At 52.5% G+C, this 20,234-nt stretch carries 18 protein-coding genes; 8 read left to right on the forward strand and 10 right to left on the reverse strand.

Annotated elements, in window-relative coordinates; translation table 11 throughout:
* Positions 1-347: DUF2931 family protein (locus tag FDX04_RS04020; protein WP_137370465.1), on the reverse strand; the 347-nt coding region annotated here is incomplete at its 3' end.
* Positions 344-2,329: a type VI secretion system tube protein TssD gene (tssD, locus tag FDX04_RS04025; protein WP_137361718.1), complete on the reverse strand. Its 1,986-nt coding sequence runs from the start codon at positions 2,327-2,329 to the stop codon at positions 344-346. The genes tssD and FDX04_RS04020, both read right to left, overlap by 4 nt.
* Before the next feature lie 277 nt (positions 2,330-2,606).
* Between tssD and parC the strand changes: the two genes are divergently transcribed.
* The 4 genes from parC to FDX04_RS04045 all read left to right on the forward strand — a co-directional run bounded on the left by parC (position 2,607) and on the right by FDX04_RS04045 (position 9,642).
* A complete protein-coding gene (gene parC, locus FDX04_RS04030) occupies positions 2,607-4,865 on the forward strand; it encodes a DNA topoisomerase IV subunit A (RefSeq protein ID WP_061382452.1) in 2,259 nt (752 codons plus the stop codon).
* Positions 4,866-5,059: 194 nt separating this feature from the next.
* Positions 5,060-5,797, forward strand: coding sequence for a 1-acylglycerol-3-phosphate O-acyltransferase (gene plsC / locus FDX04_RS04035; protein ID WP_032940773.1), 738 nt, complete (start codon positions 5,060-5,062; stop codon positions 5,795-5,797).
* A gap of 71 nt (positions 5,798-5,868) precedes the next feature.
* Positions 5,869-7,281: a cell division protein FtsP gene (ftsP, locus tag FDX04_RS04040; RefSeq protein ID WP_038633892.1), complete on the forward strand. Its 1,413-nt coding sequence runs from the start codon at positions 5,869-5,871 to the stop codon at positions 7,279-7,281.
* A 189-nt stretch (positions 7,282-7,470) separates the two neighbouring features.
* On the forward strand, positions 7,471-9,642 hold the full coding sequence (locus FDX04_RS04045) for a YgiQ family radical SAM protein (RefSeq protein WP_103769726.1): 2,172 nt from the start codon (positions 7,471-7,473) through the stop codon (positions 9,640-9,642).
* A 103-nt stretch (positions 9,643-9,745) separates the two neighbouring features.
* Here FDX04_RS04045 and FDX04_RS04050 read toward each other — a convergent pair whose 3' ends face one another.
* The 4 genes from FDX04_RS04050 to yqhD form a co-directional block, all read right to left on the reverse strand.
* Positions 9,746-10,201, reverse strand: coding sequence for an HIT family protein (locus tag FDX04_RS04050; protein WP_042310999.1), 456 nt, complete (start codon positions 10,199-10,201; stop codon positions 9,746-9,748).
* Between the two features lie 43 nt (positions 10,202-10,244).
* A complete protein-coding gene (locus tag FDX04_RS04055; protein WP_038633882.1) occupies positions 10,245-11,699 on the reverse strand; it encodes a DASS family sodium-coupled anion symporter in 1,455 nt (484 codons plus the stop codon).
* 188 nt (positions 11,700-11,887) lie between these two features.
* A complete protein-coding gene (dkgA, locus tag FDX04_RS04060) occupies positions 11,888-12,715 on the reverse strand; it encodes a 2,5-didehydrogluconate reductase DkgA (protein WP_038633879.1) in 828 nt (275 codons plus the stop codon).
* A gap of 228 nt (positions 12,716-12,943) precedes the next feature.
* Positions 12,944-14,107: an alcohol dehydrogenase gene (gene yqhD / locus FDX04_RS04065; protein WP_137370466.1), complete on the reverse strand. Its 1,164-nt coding sequence runs from the start codon at positions 14,105-14,107 to the stop codon at positions 12,944-12,946.
* Positions 14,108-14,302: 195 nt separating this feature from the next.
* Here yqhD and FDX04_RS04070 point away from each other — a divergent pair, with 195 nt between their 5' ends.
* On the forward strand, positions 14,303-15,202 hold the full coding sequence (locus FDX04_RS04070; RefSeq protein ID WP_137370472.1) for an AraC family transcriptional regulator: 900 nt from the start codon (positions 14,303-14,305) through the stop codon (positions 15,200-15,202).
* A gap of 90 nt (positions 15,203-15,292) precedes the next feature.
* On the opposite strand, the gene yghB is transcribed toward FDX04_RS04070, so the two are convergent.
* Together yghB and metC are read right to left on the reverse strand one after the other, a co-directional pair.
* Positions 15,293-15,952: a DedA family general envelope maintenance protein YghB gene (yghB, locus tag FDX04_RS04075; RefSeq protein WP_061382448.1), complete on the reverse strand. Its 660-nt coding sequence runs from the start codon at positions 15,950-15,952 to the stop codon at positions 15,293-15,295.
* 131 nt (positions 15,953-16,083) lie between these two features.
* Positions 16,084-17,271, reverse strand: a complete 1,188-nt coding sequence (gene metC, locus FDX04_RS04080; RefSeq protein WP_137370467.1) for a cystathionine beta-lyase — start codon at positions 17,269-17,271, stop codon at positions 16,084-16,086.
* Positions 17,272-17,521: 250 nt separating this feature from the next.
* On the opposite strand from metC, the gene exbB reads away from it, so the two are divergent.
* Together exbB and exbD are read left to right on the forward strand one after the other, a co-directional pair.
* Positions 17,522-18,256 (forward strand): tol-pal system-associated acyl-CoA thioesterase, encoded by a 735-nt coding sequence (exbB, locus tag FDX04_RS04085; RefSeq protein WP_061382446.1) that lies wholly within the window; start codon positions 17,522-17,524, stop codon positions 18,254-18,256.
* Between the two features lie 6 nt (positions 18,257-18,262).
* The gene (exbD, locus tag FDX04_RS04090) at positions 18,263-18,688 is read left to right on the forward strand and encodes a TonB system transport protein ExbD (protein WP_137370468.1); all 426 of its coding nucleotides are present in this window, start codon (positions 18,263-18,265) and stop codon (positions 18,686-18,688) included.
* Between the two features lie 71 nt (positions 18,689-18,759).
* Here exbD and FDX04_RS04095 read toward each other — a convergent pair whose 3' ends face one another.
* Together FDX04_RS04095 and FDX04_RS04100 are read right to left on the reverse strand one after the other, a co-directional pair.
* The gene (locus tag FDX04_RS04095) at positions 18,760-19,167 is read right to left on the reverse strand and encodes a hypothetical protein (RefSeq protein WP_038633861.1); all 408 of its coding nucleotides are present in this window, start codon (positions 19,165-19,167) and stop codon (positions 18,760-18,762) included.
* Position 19,168: 1 nt separating this feature from the next.
* Positions 19,169-19,573: a hypothetical protein gene (locus FDX04_RS04100; protein ID WP_042310979.1), complete on the reverse strand. Its 405-nt coding sequence runs from the start codon at positions 19,571-19,573 to the stop codon at positions 19,169-19,171.
* A gap of 104 nt (positions 19,574-19,677) precedes the next feature.
* Here FDX04_RS04100 and FDX04_RS04105 point away from each other — a divergent pair, with 104 nt between their 5' ends.
* A complete protein-coding gene (locus FDX04_RS04105) occupies positions 19,678-20,181 on the forward strand; it encodes an ESA_00282 family adhesion-associated protein (RefSeq protein WP_137370469.1) in 504 nt (167 codons plus the stop codon).
* The last annotated feature ends 53 nt before the right edge of the window (positions 20,182-20,234 follow it).

Here is a 20,234-nt window from a genome sequence, read left to right on the forward strand (position 1 = left end):
TAGGAATCCCAGCAGAAGACAATGTACTGTGGGGGCTTGTTGACTTTGTTGAACTGATCGCCAAAACCATGCGCGTTTTCAGCCCATTCTTTGACGGAATCAGGGTCGGGAGAAGCCTGGTCAAGCGTATTAAACGTATACAGATAACCATCGGTGTCGATAACTCTTGCGTGGTTGACCATTGAGGGTAATTCATAGGGGGTGATAAAAGCGAAGATCCACTTACCGTAAGGTAGGGTCCAGTCGCCGCTGGCGGCCTGTTTTGACTGTAAAGGGTGAGACTGATGTGGGCTGCAGCCTGCAGCGGCCAGGAACAGGGCAAGCGCCAGGGCGTAAGATATTTTCATCGTTTATTTCCATCCATGTTGTAAATGGTTCTGATCCAGTTAGCGTCCGGCCGGTTGACAAAGCTGACGGTTTCCGAGGCTGATGCTCCACCCTGTAACTCCCCGCTCTGTTTGAGCTCCACTGCATTCCAGTGGGCTGAGCAGTGGATATAGCGGCCGGCAATCCGATCCACCTCTTCAGGCGTAAAGCCGGCGGTGCTTCTGTGCTGACGGGCTGCTTTTCCCATTTCCCGGGCTTGTTCGCACAACGGCTTTAGCGCATCCGGTAGGGCGTGTCTCTGAATTTTATCGACGTCCGACAGTAACGCCCCGGCCTCAACCGCCGCATCGACCATCACCCGCAACGCTACCTTCGACCAGTCGAAAAAGACCGTCCGCTGGCGCAACGTCAGGGCGGCAAAGGTGCGTTTCTGTGGCTGGCTGTAACGGTCAGTAGGCACCCGCGGGTCCTCCCAGACCTCCGGGATGATCTCATGGGTGCGTATAATGGGCATGATAGCCGGTGAATGTTCGAGCACACGCAGTTGCGCCATCGTCTGCGCGTATATGTGAGACTGCGCCCCGGGCTGGCTCTGCGGCTGGGTTTCCACCTGCGGACGGGTGAGAAAGAGGTCTTCGCGTAGTTGCGGCAAATAGCCGCCGCCGATATCGGAGTGCACGCCGGGAAGCGCCAGCTCTGGCCAGGCGGGGGCCACGCTGTTAAGGGCGAAGTTGTAGCGGCACTCGTTCCGGGCGGTAAGATGAAACACCTTTTGCGCCACGCCCGGACGCAGCCGGAGGGTAACGTTGCCGGTGTCGGCGCTGTGTGGGTCGAGTCCGTTGGTTACCGTACCGACAGCCGCCACGGTGTCCATGATGCCGAGAAAACGGGTGTTGCCAGCCGGAGTTCCGCGATAGCTAATTTTGCCCATGCCCGCTGAAATGGCGTTGATAATGGCCTGATCTTCCGCCTGGACACGGTTAGCGAAGTGGCGGGCTGCGGCTGCGCCGCGGCTGAAGCCGAAGATATCGAACAGCAACGCCTCGACTTTAAATTTTCCTTCCAGTTGTTTCAGTGCCTTTTTTATCGCTGCGCCCAGTTGCGCCACCGCATCATCGGTTTTGGCAATAATCCCGGTTTCTGCGGTGCCCAGTCCCAGACCTATCGGGTTATCGGGTTCACCCGCCCGGGTACCAATTCCTTCTACATACAGTCTGTTTTGTACATAACTGCTGTCTGCAGGAAATTGCCACTGATATAACTCATTCAACCAGTGAATATTCGTGTAATACCCCAGATAGCTGGTCGCACCAGCCCCGCTGATCCCCATCTTCTCCCGTGCATTTCTGGCAAGAATGCTTTGGGCATCCGGACTCTCAATATCAAAATGCTGCGCGGTGAGCGCCTCAAGCATGTTGCGGGTATTCACGGCGTTATTGCCGGTACCGTCGAAGAATATCCCCAGTACCAGCGTCACCTTACGCACCGGCTGCTCTGCGGGCAAAATGCTCTTTTGCACCACCGGGAAAAGCCGATCGTAATTTTCCGGTGTCAGCAGGTAATCAAACTCGGTGCAGGCAATCAGATGACGACACAGAATATGATCGTAATCTATCGATATATATTCATAATCCATATCATTTATCTTGGACTCCTGGTGAATAGCCTGCACCGTCGCCCCACGAAGTTCGATTAAGTAATATTTTTCCATGCGACCGTATCGATTGATGCGGTATATATCAAACGTCATTTTAAGACGTTCATTATTATTAATAGCATTGCAGAATAACGGAGAGCTTTTATCCAGGAGTTTGCAAAAGCGCAGGCCGAGGTGCTTAACGCCGCCTTGTATGCTGCTTTGCGCCTGCGTCAGGCTGAAGACAAAGATACTATCTTCATGCGCTGACTGATAGCGATTGCCCACGGAGGCCTGCGAGTTACAGCCTGCAGAAATCGGTCCCTGAATATCACCCTCAAGCGTTAAATAAATAAGGTTGCTCATTTATTTTTCCTTAAGGAGGTTTTTACTCAGGAAGAAGCGTAATGATAAAACGGATAAAATAACCTGCCATCAATCAAATTAAGTCGCAAATTTAGTTTATTATTTAATCGTAAAAGGAAGCGCTAATAGAAAAAATAGCCTGCCTTCTCTCTGCTTGTGATGGCGATACTGCCGCATATCTGGCCCTTTTCTTTGTGACTCAACACGCCAGATAGGGTAGTATCTGCGGCAATATTGCCCTTCAATAGAGGGGTACAAAGTTGAGGAACCACGATTAATGAGCGATATGGCAGAGCGCCTGGCGCTGCATGAATTCACGGAAAACGCCTATCTGAACTACTCCATGTACGTCATCATGGACAGGGCGTTGCCATTTATTGGCGATGGTTTGAAACCCGTTCAGCGTCGCATTGTGTATGCAATGTCCGAACTGGGGCTGAATGCCAGCGCCAAATTTAAAAAATCCGCCCGTACTGTCGGTGACGTGCTGGGTAAATACCACCCACATGGCGACAGCGCCTGCTATGAAGCGATGGTACTGATGGCGCAGCCGTTCTCTTACCGTTATCCGCTGGTTGACGGGCAGGGGAACTGGGGGGCGCCGGACGATCCCAAATCCTTCGCGGCGATGCGTTATACCGAATCCCGTCTGTCTAAATATGCGGAAGTCCTGCTGGGTGAGCTCGGCCAGGGAACGTCGGACTGGGTGCCAAACTTCGACGGCACTATGCAGGAGCCAAAGATGCTGCCTGCGCGTCTGCCAAATATTCTGCTGAATGGTACGACCGGTATTGCCGTTGGGATGGCGACGGACATCCCACCGCATAACCTGCGTGAAGTTGCGAAAGCGGCGATTACGCTGATTGAGCAGCCGAAAACAACGCTCGATCAGCTGCTGGATATTGTGCAAGGGCCGGATTACCCGACCGAAGCCGAGATTATTACTTCGCGTGCGGAAATTCGTAAGATTTACGAAAACGGACGCGGCTCCGTGCGTATGCGCGCGGTATGGACCAAAGAAGACGGCGCAGTAGTGATTTCCGCGCTGCCGCATCAGGTTTCCGGGGCAAAAGTGCTGGAGCAGATCGCTGCTCAAATGCGCAATAAAAAGCTGCCGATGGTTGACGACCTGCGTGACGAATCGGATCACGAAAACCCGACCCGTCTGGTGATTGTCCCGCGCTCCAATCGCGTGGATATGGAACAGGTGATGAACCACCTGTTTGCCACCACCGATCTGGAAAAAAGCTACCGTATCAACCTGAACATGATCGGCCTCGACGGTCGCCCGGCGGTGAAAAACCTGCTGGAGATCCTCACCGAATGGCTGGCGTTCCGCCGTGATACCGTGCGTCGTCGCCTGAATTATCGTCTGGAAAAAGTGCTTAAGCGCCTGCATATCCTTGAAGGTTTGCTGGTGGCGTTCCTCAACATTGACGAAGTGATCGAGATTATTCGTCATGAAGATGAACCTAAGCCTGAGCTGATGTCGCGGTTTGGCATTTCTGAAACGCAGGCTGAAGCTATCCTTGAGCTGAAATTGCGCCACCTTGCCAAACTCGAAGAGATGAAAATCCGCGGTGAGCAGGATGAGCTGGCGAAAGAGCGCGATCAACTGCAGGCCATTCTCGCTTCCGAGCGTAAAATGAGTAACCTGCTGAAGAAAGAGCTGCAGGCTGATGCCGATGCTTATGGCGACGATCGCCGCTCCCCGCTGCAGGAACGTGAAGAAGCGAAGGCGATGAGCGAGCACGACATGCTGCCGTCTGAGCCGGTGACTATTGTATTGTCCCAGAGTGGTTGGGTGCGTAGCGCCAAAGGCCACGACATTGATGCGCCAGGATTAAGCTATAAAGCGGGCGACAGCTTTAAGTCGGCAGTGAAGGGTAAGAGCAACCAGCCGGTGGTGTTCGTTGACTCGACCGGACGCAGCTACGCTATCGACCCGATTACGCTGCCGTCGGCACGTGGCCAGGGCGAACCATTAACCGGTAAGCTCACGCTGCCGCCGGGCGCGACGGTTGAGCATATGCTGATGGAAGGTGACGATCAGAAACTGCTGATGGCATCCGATGCGGGCTACGGTTTTGTCTGTACCTTCAATGACCTGGTGGCGCGTAACCGTGCGGGTAAGGCATTGATTACGCTGCCAGAAAATGCGCATGTCATGCCTCCTGTGGTGATTGAAGATGAAACCGATATGCTGCTGGCCATTACCCAGGCAGGTCGCATGTTGATGTTCCCGGTGAGCGATTTGCCGCAACTGTCGAAAGGCAAAGGGAACAAGATTATCAATATCCCTTCAGCAGAAGCGGCGAAAGGCGAAGATGGCCTGGCGCTGCTCTATGTGCTGCCGCCACAGAGCACGCTGACTATCCACGTCGGTAAGCGCAAAATTAAACTGCGTCCTGAAGAGTTGCAGAAAGTGACCGGCGAACGTGGTCGTCGCGGCACGCTGATGCGTGGTCTACAGCGTATCGATCGCATTGAAATTGACTCGCCTCGACGCGCCAGTCAGGGCGACAGCGAAGAATAACGTGACTGCCCGGCTCTCCCTGCTTTCGCTCAGGGAGAGCCAACGTTAAAATTTCCCGTAAAACCGTTGTTTATTCGTGCGTTGCGATTAACAATACGCTTTTCCAGAGAGCCGCCTTAACAAAGCCCTAACCTGATGCAGAGTTATGTATCCGGTGACGTAAAATGCCAGGCTCTTAGGCCTTAGAGGTTGTTATGTTATATATTTTTCGTTTAATCATTACTGTTATTTACTGCATTCTGGTCTGTATTTTCGGTTGTATATACTGTCTGTTCAGCCCACGGAATCCAAAACACGTCGCAACGTTCGGTCATATGTTTGGCCGCCTGGCTCCCCTTTATGGCCTGAAGGTCGAGTGCCGCATGCCGGCAGACGCGCAGAATTATGGTAATGCTATCTATATTTGTAACCACCAGAACAACTATGACATGGTTACTGCTTCGAATATCGTTCAGCCGCCGACGGTAACGGTGGGTAAAAAAAGCCTGCTGTGGATCCCGTTCTTCGGGCAGCTGTACTGGTTAACCGGTAACCTGTTGATCGACAGAAACAACCGTGCTAAAGCGCACAGCACCATCGCAGCCGTGGTGAACCATTTCAAAAAACGTCGTATTTCTATCTGGATGTTCCCGGAAGGGACGCGCAGCCGCGGCCGTGGTCTGCTGCCGTTTAAAACCGGCGCGTTTCATGCGGCGATTGCTGCAGGCGTTCCGGTCATTCCAGTCTGCGTTTCTACAACCTCGAACAAGATCAAATTAAACCGACTCAATAATGGTCTGGCGATTGTAGAGATGTTGCCGCCGGTGGATATTAGCCATTTTGGTAAAGATCAGGTTCGTGAACTGGCAGCGCATTGCCGCACGCTGATGGAACAAAAAATCGCAGAGCTCGATAAAGAAGTTGCAGAGCGGGAAGCCGCCGGTAAGGTTTAATCCGCGCAATTCGGGTTTTTTACAGGAAAAGATTTCCTGCGTGTTAATCGCCAGTTTTTCATGGAGTATATATGTCATTCAGTCGGCGTCAGTTCATTCAGGCATCGGGGATTGCACTGTGTGCAGGTGCCGTTCCGCTGAAGGCTAATGCTGCCGGTCAGCAACAACCGTTACCCGTGCCTCCACTGCTGGAGTCTCGTCGGGGGCAGCCGTTATTTATGACGCTGCAACGCGCGCATTGGTCATTTACACAAGGCACACGCGCGCCTGTCTGGGGGATTAACGGCCGCTACCTGGGACCGACAATCCGCGTCTGGAAAGGGGATGACGTCAAGCTTATCTACAGCAACCGTCTGACAGAAAATGTCTCGATGACCGTCGCCGGATTACAGGTGCCTGGTCCGCTGATGGGGGGCCCGGCGCGCATGATGTCACCTAATGCGGATTGGGCGCCAGTGCTGCCGATCCGCCAGAATGCCGCCACGCTGTGGTATCACGCCAATACGCCAAATCGTACTGCCCAGCAGGTCTATAATGGTCTTGCCGGGATGTGGCTGGTTGAAGATGAGGTCAGTAAATCCCTGTCTATTCCCAACCATTACGGCGTAGATGATTTTCCGATCATTATCCAGGACAAGCGTCTGGACAACTTTGGTACGCCGGAATACAGCGAACCTGGCAGCGGCGGTTTTGTTGGCGATACGCTGCTGGTCAACGGGGCGCAAAGCCCGTATGTCGAAGTCTCCCGCGGCTGGGTACGCTTGCGTTTGCTGAACGCGTCAAACTCGCGTCGTTACCAGTTGCAAATGAGTGATGGCCGTGCACTGCATGTGATTTCCAGCGATCAGGGCTTTTTACCTGCGCCTGTTTCATTGAAACAGCTCTCGCTGGCGCCAGGCGAACGTCGTGAGATCCTGGTGGATATGACTAACGGTAATGAGGTCTCTATTACCTGTGGCGAGGCGGCCAGCATTGTCGACAGGATCCGCGGATTCTTTGAACCATCGAGTATTCTTATCTCCACGCTGGTGCTGACTCTGCGACCAACTGGCCTTCTGCCGCTGGTGACTGACAGCCTGCCAATGCGCCTGCTACCTACGGAGATCCTCAGCGGTTCGCCGATTCGCAGCCGTGATATCAGCCTGGATGACGATCCGGGGATCAACGGTCAGCTGTGGGACGTCAACCGCATGGATATTACCGCGCAGCAGGGTACCTGGGAGCGCTGGACGGTGCGGGCGGATATGCCGCAGTCTTTCCATATTGAGGGCGTCTCGTTCCTGATCCGTAATGTGAACGGCGCAATGCCGTTCCCGGAAGACAGAGGTTGGAAAGATACCGTCTGGGTAGATGGTCAGGTCGAGTTACTGGTTTATTACGGTCAGCCTTCCTGGGCGCATTTCCCGTTCTACTTTAACAGCCAGACGCTGGAAATGGCGGATCGTGGCTCGATCGGTCAGATCCTGGTGAACCCGGCGCCGTAATGTGTATTCCCGTGCCGGATGACGGTTTCGTCTTATCCGGCACGGACAGGGTAAAAAGCAGCTGCGCGGGCCAGCGAAGCGCCTTTAGAGATGAAATTTAACATCTTCACAATACTCCTTCATTTCCCCTGTTGATCCAGCGTATAATCCCCGGCCTTTGATTATTTTTTTACCATTTTTGGAAGCACTATGAGCGCAATATCCCTGATCCAACCGGACAGAGACCTTTTCTCCTGGCCGCAGTACTGGGCTGCCTGTTTTGGCCCGGCACCGTTTTTGCCGATGTCACGTGACGAAATGGACCAACTTGGCTGGGATAGCTGCGACATCATTCTGGTTACCGGCGATGCCTACGTCGACCATCCAAGCTTTGGTATGGCGATTTGTGGCCGTATGCTGGAAGCGCAAGGGTTCCGCGTGGGGATCATCGCCCAACCGGACTGGAACAACAAAGACGATTTTATGCGTTTGGGCAAGCCGAACCTGTTCTTTGGTGTGACCGCAGGCAACATGGACTCGATGATCAACCGTTACACCGCCGATCGCCGACTGCGCCATGATGATGCCTACACGCCGGACAACGTGGCGGGTAAACGCCCGGACCGTGCCACGCTGGTCTATACCCAGCGTTGTAAAGAAGCATGGAAAGATGTGCCGGTTATTCTTGGCGGTATTGAGGCCAGCCTGCGCCGCACCGCGCATTACGACTACTGGTCTGATACCGTTCGCCGCTCCGTTTTGGTGGATTCTAAAGCCGATATGCTGATGTTCGGCAACGGCGAACGTCCGCTGGTGGAAGTGGCGCATCGTCTGGCGATGGGGGAGACTATCGATCAGATCCGCGATGTGCGTAACACCGCGATTATGGTTAAAGAAGCGTTGCCGGGCTGGAGTGGAGTAGATTCCACGCGTCTCGACACGCCGGGAAAAATTGACCCGATCCCGCATCCTTACGGTGAAGATCTGCCGTGTGCTGACAACAAACCTGTCGCACCGAAAAAGCAGGAAGCGAAAGCGGTCACCGTGCAGCCGCCGCGTCCGAAACCGTGGGAAAAAACCTACGTGCTGCTGCCGTCCTTCGAAAAAGTGAAGGGCGATAAAGTGCTGTATGCGCATGCGTCGCGTATCCTGCACCACGAAACTAACCCAGGCTGCGCGCGTGCGCTGATGCAAAAGCATGGCGATCGCTACATCTGGATCAACCCGCCAGCTATTCCGCTGTCTACCGAAGAGATGGACAGCGTCTTTGCGTTACCGTACAAGCGTGTACCGCATCCGGCGTATGGCGACAGCCGTATTCCGGCCTATGAGATGATCCGTTTCTCGATCAACATTATGCGTGGCTGCTTTGGCGGCTGCTCGTTCTGTTCGATAACAGAGCACGAAGGCCGTATCATCCAGAGTCGCTCTGAAGATTCGATCATCAATGAAATCGAAGCCATTCGTGACACCGTTCCGGGCTTTACCGGCGTGATTTCCGATCTCGGCGGCCCAACGGCGAACATGTATATGCTGCGCTGTAAGTCACCGCGTGCGGAGCAAACCTGCCGTCGTCTGTCATGCGTCTACCCGGATATTTGTCCGCACATGGATACCAATCATGAGCCGACAATTAACCTCTATCGCCGGGCGCGTGATCTCAAAGGCATTAAAAAGATCCTTATCGCATCCGGAGTGCGTTACGACATCGCGGTTGAAGACCCACGCTATATCAAAGAGCTGGCAACCCATCACGTAGGCGGCTATCTGAAGATTGCGCCAGAGCATACCGAAGAAGGCCCGCTGTCGAAGATGATGAAGCCGGGGATGGGCAGCTACGATCGCTTCAAGGAATTGTTCGATACCTACTCTAAACAGGCTGGTAAAGAGCAGTACCTGATCCCGTACTTTATTTCCGCGCACCCGGGTACGCGTGACGAAGATATGGTGAATCTGGCGCTGTGGCTGAAACAACGTCGTTTCCGTCTGGATCAGGTGCAGAACTTCTATCCATCGCCGTTGGCGAACTCCACAACCATGTATTACACCGGGAAAAACCCGTTGGGTAAAATTGGTTATAAGAGTGAAGATGTGGTGGTGCCGAAAGGTGATAAGCAGCGTCGTCTGCATAAAGCCCTGCTGCGCTACCACGATCCAGCCAACTGGCCGTTAATCCGCCAGGCGCTGGAAGATATGGGTAAAAAGCATCTGATCGGCGGGCGTCGCGAATGTCTGGTTCCGGCGCCTACGCTTGAAGAGATGCGCGAAGCGCGTCGCCAGAACCGTCATACTCGTCCGGCGCTGACCAAACACACGCCAGTGGCGCACCAGCGTCAGACGCCTGCCGCAAACAAAAAACGCGGGAAAGTGGCGGGACGTTAATCTGTCTTGCCAGGTGGTGAAATGCTTATCGGGCCTACGAATAGCACTTTGTTGTAGGCCGGATAAGGTGCTTGCATCGCCATCCGGCAGAAGTGCTCAGTATTTATGCTTCACGTATTCTGGCCGCTAATGCGGCCAGTTTTTCGTCATCAGCCCGTTCATGATCGTGTGACGACAGATACCCTTCATATTGCTCGAAAAATTTGTTCTGCCGCGATTCAATCGGTTTCCAGTGGGTTAAATCGCCAGTACCGTGCATGGGGCTTAATTTACTGTGCACATGGTCCACGCCGAAACCTTCAAAGAACATTCCTGTACGACTGACATCCGGGAACGCCTTATCCAGTTTCTTAGCCACTTTTTGGGTCGCCAGCATCAGGTCCGCTAACGCCTGCGGCGGCATGTCGAAGGCATAGCTGGGGTAATGCTTTTTCGGGATCACCACGGTAAAACCGTCGGTGTTCGGGAAAATCGACAGAAAAGCCAGGTGGTGTTCGTCTTCCCATACCTTATGGCAGGGCGCTTTGCCTTCAACAATTTGACAGAAAATACAGGTCATTCCTTTTCTCCGCAGGTAAGGTCTTCGTCAGGACGCAGTCAGTTTAGTACAGACCCAACACCTTCCACCACATCAGACCCACGGTAATAAAGACCGCCTGGTTAAACAGGCTGATGATAAATCCTGTGCGCCACCAGACGCCTGTTGGAACATACCCGGCGCCAAACAGAATAGGGCCGCGAGCATGTGTGTACTGGGTGAGCGAGCAGTACAAACTGCTGGTGAAGGCCAGCATTAACGCCGTGGGAGCAGCGGGAATATTCAGATGCAGCCCGACGCCGAGGAAAACAGCATACAGCGCGGCAATCTGCGCATTGCCGCTGGCAAAAAAGTAGTGGGTATAGAAATAGGCGGCGTTCAGCAGCAGCAGGACGATCACCCAACTGGTCCCGTGCATAGTACTGCTCAGGCTGTCGCCAATCAGATTGCCGAACCAGGTGGTGAAGCCCAGTTTTTTCAACTGATTCGCCATCATCAGTAGCGCGGCGAACCAAATCAGCGTATCCCATGCCCCTTTCTCACTTTTGACGTCTTCCCAGCTCAGCACGCCGCTCAGCAATAAAATCGACAGCCCTACAAACGAAGCGGTAGTGGCGTCAACGCCCAGCGTATCGCCAAAAATCCACAGCACCAGCAGTACGCCGACAGTTGCCAACATCAGCCATTCCCCGCGTGACATACGGCCCATTTCCGCCAGCTCTTTGCGGGCGAGGTTCGGGGCATCCGGCGTGTGTTTGATTTCCGGACGCACCAGCCAGTAGACCAGTAGCGGAACGAGCAGCAAAGAGACCAGACAAGGTAGCAGCGCCGCCATAAACCAGCCGCCCCAGGTCAGCGTAACCCCGGCGTTGGCCGCCAGTTTTACTGCCAGCAGGTTGCCGGTATAGCCGGTCATAAACAGTGCTGCCGTCACGTCGTTGACGTTGCCAATACAGGTGATAAGAAAGGTGCCGATTTTACTGCGGGACTCATCTTCCGGGTTCGAATGGAAACTACGCGCCAGAGAGTCGGCAATCGGATAGATGACGCCGCCGCAGCGAGCTGTATTACTCGGCATAGCGGGAGAGAGGATTAGATCGGCAAAAGCCAGACCGTAGGCGAGTCCCAACGTGCGCTTGCCGAGCAGGCGGATCATCTGCAACGCAATACGTCGCCCGAGACCGGTTTTGATAAACCCACGGGCAATCATAAAAGCCACGACGATAAGCCAGATAAGCGAACTGTTCAGTTCACTCAATGCCGTGGTGATGGCGCCGCTGGCGGTTTTATCCCCGGCAGCATAGGCGAGCGCGAATACCGTAATACCAATAATGCCGACCGCGCCGATGGGTAATACTTTAGCCACAATAGAAGCGATGGTGGCGACGAAGATAATTGCCGAATGCCAGGCTGGCGCACTTAACCCGGTGGGGGGCGTAAGCTGCCAGAGTCCGGCAGAAATGAGTACTATAAGAATTAATGGGAGCCATTTGACGCCATTACTTTTTTTATCAGCCACGGTTACGCACCTATAGGTGTGGTAAATACATTCACGATATGAATATATTTATCGAATAATTAACAGGTTATGTTGCGTAATGCTGCTCCAGCGACTGCAAGAAATACATCAATATATGTATGTTAATTGTTTCCTGATATTTCATTGCCAGAAAGGCCCGACGGGAGTGTCGGGCCGGAGAGAAGAGATTAACCGCCGAACTGGTCCGGGTCTGGTCCCAGCCGTCTGCCTTGATCGAGTTTCGCAATTTCGCCTAATTCTTCTTTATCCAGGCGGAAGTCCCAGACGTTAAAGTTTTCTGCGATACGGGCAGGCGTCACCGATTTCGGAATAACCACCAGCCCGTTATCCAGATGCCAGCGGATGACAATCTGCGCTGGTGATTTACCATATTTCTCTGCGAGGTCACGGATGATCTTTTGGTCGAAGACGTCTTTCCCGCCCTGCGCCAATGGACTCCAGGATTCGGTCTGGATCTTATGCGTAGCGTTCCAGGCATGAAGCTGGCGCTGCTGCATAAGTGGGTGCAGTTCTATCTGGTTGATCACGGGATGAACGCCAGTTTCATCGATCAGGCGCTGGAGATGATTGATCTGAAAGTTGCACACGCCGATGCTCTTAATCAGCCCTTCTTTTTGCAGATCGATCATGTTTTCCCACGCTTCAACGTAGTGATCGATCGCCGGAACAGGCCAGTGCATCAGGTAAAGATCGAGGTAATCGAGCTGGAGTTTCTCCATGCTTTCGAGTAAGGCTTCCCGGGCGCGTTTCTGATCATCATTCCACAGCTTGGTGGTGATGAATAACTCTTCCCGCGGCACGCCCGCATTACGTATCGCTTTGCCGACACCTTCTTCGTTTTTGTACGCGGCGGCGGTATCAATCGAACGATAACCCACTTCCAGTGCTTTATGGATAGCGGTAATGACTTCTTCGTTGCTTGCCTTCCAGACCCCCAGGCCCAGTTGCGGCATGACGTTACCATCCTGTAGTTTGATAATGGTTGGACCGGTCATAATTCCCCCCTGGATTACAGTCACCGGAGCAAGCTCCGGTGAGTTAGGTGTGACTTAAGTCTGGCCTATACTCGTCATACTTCAAGCTGCATATGCGTTGGCTGCACTCGTTCACCCCAGTCACTTACTTATGTAAGCTCCTGGGGATTCTCTCCTTTGCCGTCTTTATGCAACTCGAATTATTTAGAGTATAAATAGCCAAAAACGAAAGGCGGAGCTTAAAAAACCTTAACGGGCAGCTTCGTAAATCCGACGGCTGACGTCGAGCGTAATGTCCTGATGCTCACCCAGTTTCGTACCGCCGTGCGCTCGCAGTTTTTCCAGCAGCGCCGGGATAGAGCTACCGTCCAGGCCGTAGTCAGACAGGCGAGTCGGGACACCCATTTGCTCGAAGAACTGACGGGTGGCGGCAATGGCGGCGTCGATACGCTGGTCTTCGGAACCCTCGGTGATATTCCAGATACGTTCTGCGTATTGCAGTAGCTTGGCACGCTTGGTATCGCGTTTTTCATTCCACAGCGCAGGCAGAACGATGGCCAGCGTTTGCGCATGATCCAGACCATGCATCGCGGTCAGTTCGTGGCCCAGCATATGGGTTGCCCAGTCCTGCGGTACGCCTGCGCCAATCAGGCCGTTCAGCGCCTGGGTTGCCGCCCACATGACGTTCGCACGCACGTTGTAGTTTTCCGGCTCCTGCAAGGCTTTCGGACCTTCTTCTATCAGCGTAAGCAGAATGCCTTCGGCAAAGCGATCCTGAATTTTCCCGTCGACCGGATAAGTTACATACTGCTCAACGGTATGCACGAAGGCATCCACGACGCCGTTTGCAACCTGACGTGGCGGCAGGGTATAGGTGTAAACCGGATCCAGTACGGCAAATACCGGTTGCACAAACGGGGTCATAAAGGCCAGTTTGTCGCCGGTGGTTTTCCGCGAGATGACCGCGCCGGAGTTAGATTCAGAACCGGTAGCGGGCAGGGTTAATACGGAGCCCATCGGGATGGCGCTTTTTACGTCGTTGCCGTGAGTTTCCAGAATACGCCATGGATCGATGCCGTCAGCGTACTGTGCCGCAGCTGCGATGAATTTGGTGCCATCCAGTACCGAACCGCCGCCCACAGCCAGCAGGAACGTTACTTTCTCATCACGCACGATCTTTACCGCATTCATCAGCGTTTCATAAGATGGGTTCGGCTCAATACCGCCAAACTCCAGCACGTCCAGGCCTTTCAGTGCATCCTGAACCTGTGCCAGAACGCCGGTTTTTTTCACACTGCCGCCGCCGTAGGTAATCAATACGCGAGCATCCTGAGGGATTTGATCGCGCAATTCGGCAATAGCGCCTTTACCGAACAGAATACGGGTTGGGGTATGGAGATTAAAATTGTTCATTGCTCGTTCCCTTGTGTGGGTAATAAAAAGAGGGCAGGAGAGTGTCTGCCGGATGATGAACATTGTGGTCGCCAGCTGCGCTGCTCTCAATGCACATTTCTGCCGATGTCTTGCCCATTTCTACAGACTACTGGAGAAAACGGATAAATCTGCGCATGATGTCAGGGTCGAAAACCGATGATGAAATGGTGCTTTATGAACCGTGAAGAGATCTGCCTTCTGCTGACAGATAAAATTAAGCAGCTGAAAAATAATGAAAATAACCTCAGTGCATTGCTGCCAGATGTCCGCCTGATGCACGGTACGGTGCCAGCTGCACGGACACCAGTCATGTATCAGCCAGGTATCATATTTCTCTTTTCGGGCCATAAAATTGGTTATATTAATGAACGCGTATTTCGTTATGACGCCAATGAATACCTGCTGCTAACCGTACCTTTACCCTTTGAATGTGAAACGTATGCGACACCGGAGGTTCCGTTGGCCGGAATCTACCTGAATGTCGATATCCTGCAATTGCAGGAGCTGTTGATGGACATTGGGGAAGACGAGCTGTTTCAGCCTGCTATGGCGGCCAGTGGGATTAACTCCGCGACGCTTTCAGACGAAATTCTCTGCGCCGCTGAGCGCCTGTTGGATGTGATGGAACGCCCGCTGGATGCGCGTATTCTCGGCAAACAGATCATTCGCGAGATCCTCTACCATGTGCTGACCGGGCCGCGCGGCGGCGCGTTACTTGCGCTGGTCAGTCGTCAGACGCATTTCAGCTTGATAAGCCGGGTGCTGAAGCGGATTGAAACCAAATACACCGAGAACCTCAATGTAGAACAGCTGGCGGCAGAGGCGAACATGAGCGTGTCGGCGTTTCATCATAACTTTAAAGCGGTGACCAGCACGTCGCCGCTGCAATATCTTAAAAGCTATCGTCTGCATAAAGCGCGGATGATGATGATTCATGACGGGATGAAGGCCAGTGCGGCAGCCATGCGTGTCGGCTATGAGAGTGCATCGCAGTTCAGTCGGGAATTCAAACGTTTCTTTGGCGTGACGCCGGGGGAAGATGCGGCCAGAATTCGGATGATGCAGGGGAATTGATTGCTTGTCCGTCTGAACGGTACACCGTAGGCCTTAAAGCTACGCGCCATAAGGCAAAATGCCGGAGATTATCCGGCCTACGGATGCGACTCAGGCGCTACAGTATTTTTTTTTAATCACCACGAACAGGGTTCCCAACAGACCTGCGGTTAACAGGGCAATCGGTAGGATCATTAAAAAGGTCATCACCTGATCTTCATGGCGTTTAACGAACGGGATCATGCTCAGCGCGTAGCCAAAGCTGGTGACAACGGTGACCCACAGCAGGCCGCTCAGCCAGTTAAAAAACTGGAATCGACGGTTAGGCAGCCCTGAAATTCCTGCCATGGTCGGCAGCAAGGTGCGTACGAACGCCAGGAAGCGCCCGGCCAGCAGCGCCATCAGGCCGTGTTGGTCAAACATGCAGGTGGCGCGCTGATGATATTTTTCAGGTAATTGCGCCAGCCAGCCTTTTACCGTTTTCGTGTTGCCCAGCCAGCGTCCCTGAATGTAACTCAGCCAGCAGCCCAGGCTGGCGGCGGCGGTCAGAATAGCTATGGTAGGTAAAAAACTCATCACGTCCTGAGCGATCAGCGCCCCAGCCAGCAATAACAGGCTGTCTCCGGGTAAAAAGGAGGCGGGCAGCAGGCCATTTTCTAAAAACAGTGTGGCGAACATGACGAAGTAAACCACGCTCACAACGTGTGGATCCGCCAGCGCGGCAAAGTCGTGTTGCCAGAGCGCGGAGACAATATCTTGAATAACTACCATGGACTTTCCTGTGGAACAGCGTTTATGTGTGGATTGTACTCCTGAATTGTCCGGGATGCCTTGATCCCGGACGCAACAATTGCAGACTTTTCCACCAGAAGTGTCTGCATATATGTCCATCTATGGCAATGTTACTCGATTCGGACAAATCCTGCGGCTAAATCGGCAATCAGATCGTCAACATTCTCTAAACCGATATGCAAACGGATAAGCGTTCCGCTGAAGTCCACTTCACCTTGCGGACGGATTGCCGCAATGTGTTCCGGCTGGTTGGCGAGAATTAGCGACTCAAAACCGCCCCAGGAGTAGGCCATGCTGAACAGGCTGAAGTGATCCAGATACGCGGCCAGCTCTTCATTATTAAGCTTCTTATTCAATACAAAGGAGAATAGCCCGCTGCTGCCGGTAAAATCACGTTTCCAGAATTCATGGCCTTTACTGCCGGGTAGCGCCGGGTGATTAACACGAGCGACCTGTGGGTGGTTGGCCAGCCACTCGGCGACCTTTAAGCTGCTTTCATGATGCTGACGTAAGCGTACGCTCAGTGTGCGTAATCCACGGCTGGTCATATAGGCGGTGTCGGCGTCCAGCATTTGTCCCATCAGATAGGCATTTTCGCGCAGTTGGTCCCAGCAGCGGGCATTGGATACCGCTGTGCCGACCATGCCGTCGGAATGACCAATCAGGTATTTCGTACCTGCCTGAATCGAGATATCAATACCGAAATCCAGCGCGTTGAACAGCACGCCGGCAGCCCAGGTGTTATCAATCATGATGACAGCCTCAGGCGCAACGCTTCTGACGGCGGCAACAATTGCTGGTACATCATGTACCTCCATGGTGACGGAGCCGGGTGATTCCAGAAAGACAACTTTGGTGTTCGGCTGAATATGCTTCACTATATCGGCGCCAATCAACGGATCAAACCAGCCCGTTGAGACGCCAAGTTTACCGAGAATTTTGGTGCAGAAGTCCTGGCTGGGCTCATAGGCGGTATTGGTCATCAACACATGATCGCCTTGTTCAACAAAAGCAAGGATGGTGTTGGCAACAGCTGCTGCGCCGCAAGGGAACAACGCGCAACCCGCGCCGCCTTCGAGTTCGCACATGGCTTCCTGCAGCGAAAAATGCGTCAGGGTTCCGCGACGTCCGTAGAAAAGCGCACCGTTAGCGCGGTTGCGCGTGGCCTGTTTTTTGGCCTCAACGCTGTCAAACACCAGCGAAGAAGCGCGCTGGATCACGCTATTTACCGAGCCCAGCGTGTACTTTTTACTGCGTCCTGCGTGAACGAGTTTGGTTTCAAGTTGCTTATCTGCCATGGTGTATTACCTGTTTTTATACGTCTGGATGTCTAAACTACCATGAATCAAAGATGACGCATCCTGCAGAACGGTCATACAGTAGAAAATAATCTCAAAATGCCTCTGGTGACTTTTTTACTGCGTAAGCGCAAAGAAAAGAAACCAAAGGTGCGGCAATATGTAAATAGTAATGAGAACGACTATCAATTCGACGTTGTTTTGATATGATTACGCTTAGATTTTGTGATTTGCGTCCTGGAGATACAGAGTGGGTAATAATTTGATGCAGACGGACCTTTCCGTCTGGGGTATGTATCAGCACGCCGATATCGTGGTTAAGTGCGTGATGATTGGGCTGATTTTAGCGTCAGTGGTCACCTGGGCTATCTTCTTTAGTAAGAGCCTTGAGTTCTTTACTCAGAAACGCCGTCTTAAGCGTGAACAGCAACTGCTGGCGGATGCCCGCTCTTTAGACCAGGCAAACGAGATTGCCGCAGGATTCGATGCTAAAAGCCTTGGCGCACAGTTGATTTACGAAGCGCAGAACGAGCTGGAACTGTCTGAAGGCAGTGACGACAACGAAGGTATTAAAGAGCGCACCGGTTTTCGTCTGGAGCGTCGTGTGGCGGCGGTAGGTCGTCATATGGGACGTGGTAACGGATACCTGGCCACCATCGGGGCTATCTCGCCTTTTGTGGGTCTGTTCGGTACGGTATGGGGCATCATGAACAGCTTCATCGGGATTGCACAAACCCAAACCACCAACCTGGCCGTTGTTGCTCCGGGCATTGCAGAAGCGCTGTTAGCGACCGCGATTGGTCTGGTTGCGGCGATTCCAGCGGTCGTCATCTACAATATTTTCGCACGTCAGATTGGCAGCTATAAAGCGATGCTGGGCGATGTCGCGGCGCAGGTGCTGTTGCTGCAAAGTCGTGATCTGGACCTGAACGCCAGCGCCTCCGCGCATCCGGTACGTGCCGCGCAGAAATTACGTGTAGGGTAATGTTCCATGGCAATGAGCTTTAATGAGAACCTGGACGATAACGGTGAAATGCATGAAATCAACGTGACGCCGTTTATCGACGTTATGTTGGTTTTATTGATCATCTTTATGGTAGCCGCGCCGTTGGCAACAGTGGATGTGAAGGTGAATCTCCCTGCTTCCACCAGCACGCCGCAGCCGCGTCCGGAAAAACCGGTTTATCTGTCAGTCAAAGCCGATAATAGTATGTTTATTGGCAACAATCAGGTGACGGATGAAACCATGATTAGCGAGCTAACTACGCTGACAGAAGGGAAGAAAGACACCACGATTTTCTTCCGTGCAGATAAGACCGTCGATTATGAAACCATGATGAAGGTAATGGACACGCTGCATCAGGCCGGTTTCCTGAAGATTGGTCTGGTCGGTGAAGAGACCGTGAAAGCGAAGTAACTTTCTCGCCGGGTAGTGGTTTTCACCTACCCGGCCTGCTTATCCTGATTCCACGCCTTACAAACCTGTTCTTATCTGTTTTCATCCAACGCGACCGTGGTTATCCTGGTCGGTTCATAGCTGCCTTCGGACAGCTTGCGCGTCAGGCGTAAGGTGGCCGTTTCTCGCGCGAGTATATGCTGGTAGGTGCTCTCCAGCCGGGCCATGATTTTATCCCGCAGTTCGGGTTGTTGGGCTATGATGGCCTCAATCGCGGCGCCATAGATCTCTTCTTTCGCCTGTAGCGCATAAATTTCGCGACGATTTTGCCATTTCATCCGCACCAGTGCGGCGGGTATAGAAACCATTTCCTGGGCAACGCTTTCCAGCGTCGCGTTTTTATTGGCAATTAGGATAGCTAAATTCTGCTTTAAGACAAACTCATCACTTTTATGGTCATCTAAAGCCAAATAAACATTATTATCCTCAACATCTTTCATTTTATTTCTCTTCCAGAGAATAAAAAATAGGGTCGCTGGTTTCGCGGGTAATTAAATTAAGCCAAATTTTATTGCCTTGCTCATTAATGGTGGCTGTTTTTTCGGTCAAGATTTTACTTAATTCTTGTGCGTTAATGTCGCCCTCCGCTTGCAATGAATTGAGCAAGCGCGTGAATGACTCAATCTTTGCCGCGCAAAACAAACGTTCTTTTAAATGACGGTCGCACTCTTCAAACAACATATTGCGCGCCTGGCCGGTCGCTGTAGCGCTGATCAAAATATCTGCTTCATAATCACTTAATGTTTTCTTTCCCTGAGTCAAATTTTCACTGTTTTCTGTGGGGAAGGTATTAGTCGATGTTTGAGATAAATGATAATGCGCGGGAACAAGATGCTCGGGAAGCATGTTGAAATATCCTTTGATGCCAATACTGTATTGTTTTTAATATGTCAGGCTGCGTTGACAATAGCATGGTGTAATTTTAAAATCAAAAAAAATGGAGCCAGTATATGAACAGTATATTTTATTCTGTTATTACCCTGCTATTGCTTACCTGCGGGGTGCTTTTGTTGATGCGCAGCGCAAATAAAAACCGCTATGCAGAAAATGGTAACGCTGGACACCTGCCGGAAATCTTGAGTAAGGAAGAGGGTGAAGATCATTTTTCTGTATTGATGAATTCGATTACCCCGGTATGGTATTGGCGCGTTAATCACGAATATATCGATTTTATCCACTCGACGATCAAACGGATGACGATGGTGGAGCTGAATGAGACGCCTGGTCTATTTGATGCGCAGCGGCGTTGTAGCGACCTTAACTCTGCGGTGTACAAATATTACGACAATATAAAAAAACGCTGTCTCAGTGGGGAGAAGGTCCCGCATGCCGATCTGGACGTGCTCAACTTACGTCAGTGCTTCAGAGAGTTCAGCCTGGAGGCTTACCCTGCGCTCGTCGCGCTGGTGTGGCCGGAATACCAGCGTCCACAGCTCAAAGCAGAAGAAGTATGAGGTCATGGCGCATTACCATGGCCGGGTAGCGCTTTATTGCGACCCGGCACGGA

Origin of the sequence: Citrobacter sp. wls615, assembly GCF_005281355.1 — a bacterium.
Classification (GTDB): Bacteria; Pseudomonadota; Gammaproteobacteria; order Enterobacterales; family Enterobacteriaceae; genus Citrobacter; species Citrobacter werkmanii.